3 protein-coding genes are annotated in these 3,937 nt (G+C 79.1%); all 3 read right to left on the bottom strand.

The genetic code is table 11. The features are described 5' to 3' along the window. On the bottom strand, positions 1–680 hold a 680-nt coding region (locus ACJA3G_RS32255; RefSeq protein WP_406556584.1), incomplete at its 3' end, for a radical SAM protein. Continuing rightward, a complete protein-coding gene (locus tag ACJA3G_RS32260) occupies positions 677–955 on the bottom strand; it encodes a hypothetical protein (protein ID WP_406556585.1) in 279 nt (92 codons plus the stop codon). The genes ACJA3G_RS32260 and ACJA3G_RS32255, both read right to left, overlap by 4 nt. After that, positions 952–3,937 (bottom strand): SAV_2336 N-terminal domain-related protein (locus ACJA3G_RS32265; protein ID WP_406556586.1); only part of this gene is annotated, 2,986 nt, incomplete at its 5' end. The genes ACJA3G_RS32265 and ACJA3G_RS32260, both read right to left, overlap by 4 nt.

The raw sequence follows: 3,937 nt of genomic DNA on the forward strand, positions 1-3,937 counted from the left end.
CCGTGCGGCAGGAGCAGGTCGATGCCGGGCGGGCCGAGGGCGAGCAGCGAGCGGTAGACGTCCGCCGGGTCGGCGGCGAGGTCGACGGTGCACAGGATGCCCGCGTACGCGCCGGGGCGCCGGGCGAGCAGCCGGGCGGCCTCGGCGACGGCGGGCCAGGAGGAGCGGCCCCGGCGGTCGGTGCGCCGGGTGTTGAGCCGCGCCGCGCCCCCGTCCAGGCTGAGCCCGACCCGGACGCGCCCGGCGGCGAGGCGGTCGAGGGTGCGGGGGGTGAGCAGGGTGCCGTTGGTCTGCACGGTCGCCGTGACCTCGCAGCCGCCGGGCACCACGCCCCGGACCGCCTCGCGCACGGCCCGGCGCACCTCGGCCGCGTACGCCAGGACGGGACCGGCGCCGCCGAGCAGCGGTTCGCCGCCGTGCAGGTCGATGCGGAGCGCGGTGAGGCGGTGGTCGGCGGCGTGCTCGGCGATGCGCCGGGCGGTGCGGCGCACGGTCGCCTCGGGGACCCGGGCCGGGCGCTCGCGCCAGCTCGCGTCCTGGCCGCGGTAGATGTAGCAGTAGTCGCAGGCGAGGTTGCACCGGCTGTGCACCTTCAGCACGAACTGGCGCAGCGGTACGGGCCGCACGGCGTCCGGGTCGAGTTCGCGGTGCGGCCAGCGGGGCTCCCCGGCGGTGGTCACGGCGCCTGCCCGGTGCCGTCGTCACCGGGGCGGGCGGAGGGCGTGTCGGCGAAGTACGCGCCGGGCGCGTCCGGGGCCGCCCCGGCCGCCGGGGCGTCGCTGAAGTAGGCCCCGGCGCGTCCCCCGGGACCGGGCCGGCGGCGCAGTTCGGCGAGGACGGCGGCCAGCACCGGGTGGGCGCACTCGTGCGGGGCGCGGGCCGCCAGGGGGCGCAGCACCGGCAGCGCCGCGGGGTCCGGCAGCGCCCTTCCCCCCTCGGTCGCGGTCGCCGTCACGACGCTCCCAGCTCGCCGTCGAGCCGGGCGGTCTCCGCCCGGCTCAGGGCCTCCGCCTCGTCGCGCGCCGCTCCCTCGGGCGCGGCCGAGAGGACACGCAGGACCTCCTGGTGCTCCTGCCGTGCCCGGGCCGGGCCCGCCGTCCGCTCCAGGAGCAGCGCACGAGTCTGGCGCGCCCGGGCCTCGGTCAGCGGCTCCCCGGCCGCCCTGCTCTCCTGCGCGGCCCGCAGCGCGTGGTCGGCCGCCTCGCCGAGCCGGGCGGGCGAGCCGGTCCGCTCGGACAGCAGCCGCAGCACCTCGGCGCGCAGCAGCCAGATCCGGGCGAGGACCGTGCTGCGGTCGGTGGCGCGGGCCGCCGCGCCCAGGATCCAGTGGGCCTCGTGCAGATCGGAGAGGATCTCCTCGGCGTGGAAGCGCCGGACGTGCGCGGCGCCCAGCAGATAGCGGCGGCGGGCCAGTTCGGGGTCGGACTCGGAGGTCTCGTCGAGGGCCCGGCGCAGCGCGCGCACCGCGCCCCGGGCGTCCTCGACGGAGTCCTTGGCGCGGGCGCGCGCGGTGAGCGCGTCGCCGAGCTCGGTGAAGGCGGCGGCGCGGCGCGGGTCGTCCGGACCCATCAGCTCCAGCGCCTCCGACCAGGCCACCACGGCCGAGTCGAGGTGGGTGCGGCTGCGGGTCGCCTCGTACCGCTCGCGCAGCACCCTCGCCATCCGCAGCAGGCACACGGTCTGGGCCTCGCGGTCGGGGCCCGCGTAGCGGCGGGCCTGGTCGAGGGCCTGGAGGACGGTGAGCCGGCCGACGTCGTCGGACTCGGCCCCGGAGAGCTCCACGGCGTCGGCGACGTCCAGCCAGGCCCGGCTCACCTCGGCGTCGCTCACCGAGCCCGGCGCCAGACTCTCGAACCCGGCGTAGAGGTCGGTGGCCGCCCGCTCGGCGTACGCGCGGGCGGTGGCCGCGGCCTCCTCGCCGGGACCGGCGGCGGCGCGGCGGGCGAGGGCGAGCAGCAGCGCGCCGCGCAGCAGCAGGACTCCCGCGGCGCGGCCCTCCTTCAGGAGCGCGTCGGTCACCTGGACGGCGTTGTCCAGGCAGCCGCCCGCCCACGCCGGCTCCAGCTCCGCCAGCCGCCGCAGCACCCGCACCCGGGCCAGCGAGGCGGCCCGCCAGTCGGCGCGCTGGGTGGCGGAGGCCGGGGGGATGCCGCTGACCAGCGCGAGGCTGCTGTGGGCGCGGTTGAGCAGCTGCAGGGCGACCTCGTGGGGCGAGCGCGCCTCCAAGGGCCGCGGTTCGGCGCCGCTCGCCACGACGGCCCCGCTCGCCGCGACGGCCGTGGGCACCTCGGGGGCCGCGGGGGCAGCGGGCAGCCGCCAGGTCTCGCCCGGCCGTCCCGGCGGCCCCTGCGGCTCGGTCAGCGCCCGCAGCCACCACGCCTCGTCCGCCCCGGCCCGGCCCGACTCCGCCTCGTCCGCCATCGCCTCCAGGACGCGGGCGAGGGTGAGGTGGGCGCGGCGCTCGTGCGGCAGGGCGTTCTCCACCGCGGACAGCGCCTCGCCCAGGTCCTCGCCCAGGCGCCGCAGCTCCCAGCGCAGCAGCAGGGCCTGGGCCAGCTCCCCGTACAGATAGGCCCGTTCGGCGACGCGCTTCTCGGCGCGCACGGCCGCGCTCAGCAGCTGGACGCCCATGTCGAGGTCGCGGACCGTGCCGTACGAGCGGAAGCGGTCGAGGCAGTCGCGGGCCCGGTCGGACAGCTCGCGCGGCCCGGCGCCGCCGCCGCCCGGCTGGACGAACTGGTCGGGCCGGCCGAAGCGCCGCAGCACCTGCGCCGAGACCCGGGCGAAGACCCGCAGCCGGGAGTCGTCGACCGGGCCGGCGGGCGCGCTGCCGCCGGGGTCGACCGAGCCGGCGAGGACGGCCGCGGCGAGCGCGGGGAAGTTGCGCACGGTCCGCCCGTAGCGCCGCTCCACGTACTCCGAGCAGTGCTTCAGGACGAGGATCGCGCTTCCGGCGCCGAGCAGTTCGAGCAGTTCCTCGCGCACCCCGTCCAGGAAGGCGTAACCGGGCAGGCCCGGGCCGCTCTGCTCGTCGTCGGTCCGCAGCAGCCCGCTGAGCAGCACCTCGGCCAGCACCTCGGGCCCGCTGTCGACCAGCATCGCCCGCTGGACCAGCTGCATCACGGGCAGCACCAGCGGCGCCGCCGACAGACAGGCGGCGAGCTGGGCCGCGTCCGGCGAGGCGGTGGCGCAGAACGCGGCGACCCGCTCGGCGGGGCTGAGGTCCTGCTCGGCGCGGGCGCTGCCGGAGGCGGGGGCGTGGTCGGCGCGGACCCGGCCGACGGCCGCCTCCATCGTCYGCTCGGCGGAGCCGCTCACCAGCCGGGCCCAGGCGCCGAACGACGACTGGCGCAGGGCGAGCACGGGGACCGGCACCCCCCGGGCGTCCCGGCCCCGCTCGGGCCTGCGCGGCTCGAACTCCAGCCGCCCCGCCGGGCCCTCGCGGCGCCGCAGCACCCCCTGCCGGGTGGGCAGATGGGTGGAGCGCCACATCCGCTGCGGCAGCGGCTGGACCACCGCGAGCGGGGCCGTGCGCGCCCAGCCGTACAGCAGCCGCTGGAGCCGGCCGCTGCGCCACATGGGGCCCGCGCAATCGCTGAGCAGCAGGGTGAGCCGACGTCCGCCCGGGTCCCCGAGCTGGGACGGGTCGACGAGGTGCCCCCCGTCGGCGACTCCGGTGCCCACGCGCGGCCGGCCGTCCTCGCCCTCGTGGAGGTAGTGCGTCCGCACCTCGCGGAAGGCCCCGGCCCGCTCGCAGACCTGGCGCAGCTCGTCGAGGGTCTGCTCCCACACCACGGTCGAGGAGGACACGTCCATCACCAGGGCGAGCCGGGCCTGCCGGCGGCGGTCGGGCCGCAGCACCGGCAGGATCAGCCCGGTCTCCGCCGCCCGGTCGGCGGTGGCCTGCTCGTCGAGGCGGCGGCCGGTGGGCCGGGTG

This window comes from Streptomyces sp. YS-3, from assembly GCF_045257485.1.
Taxonomy (GTDB): Bacteria; Actinomycetota; Actinomycetes; order Streptomycetales; family Streptomycetaceae; genus Streptomyces.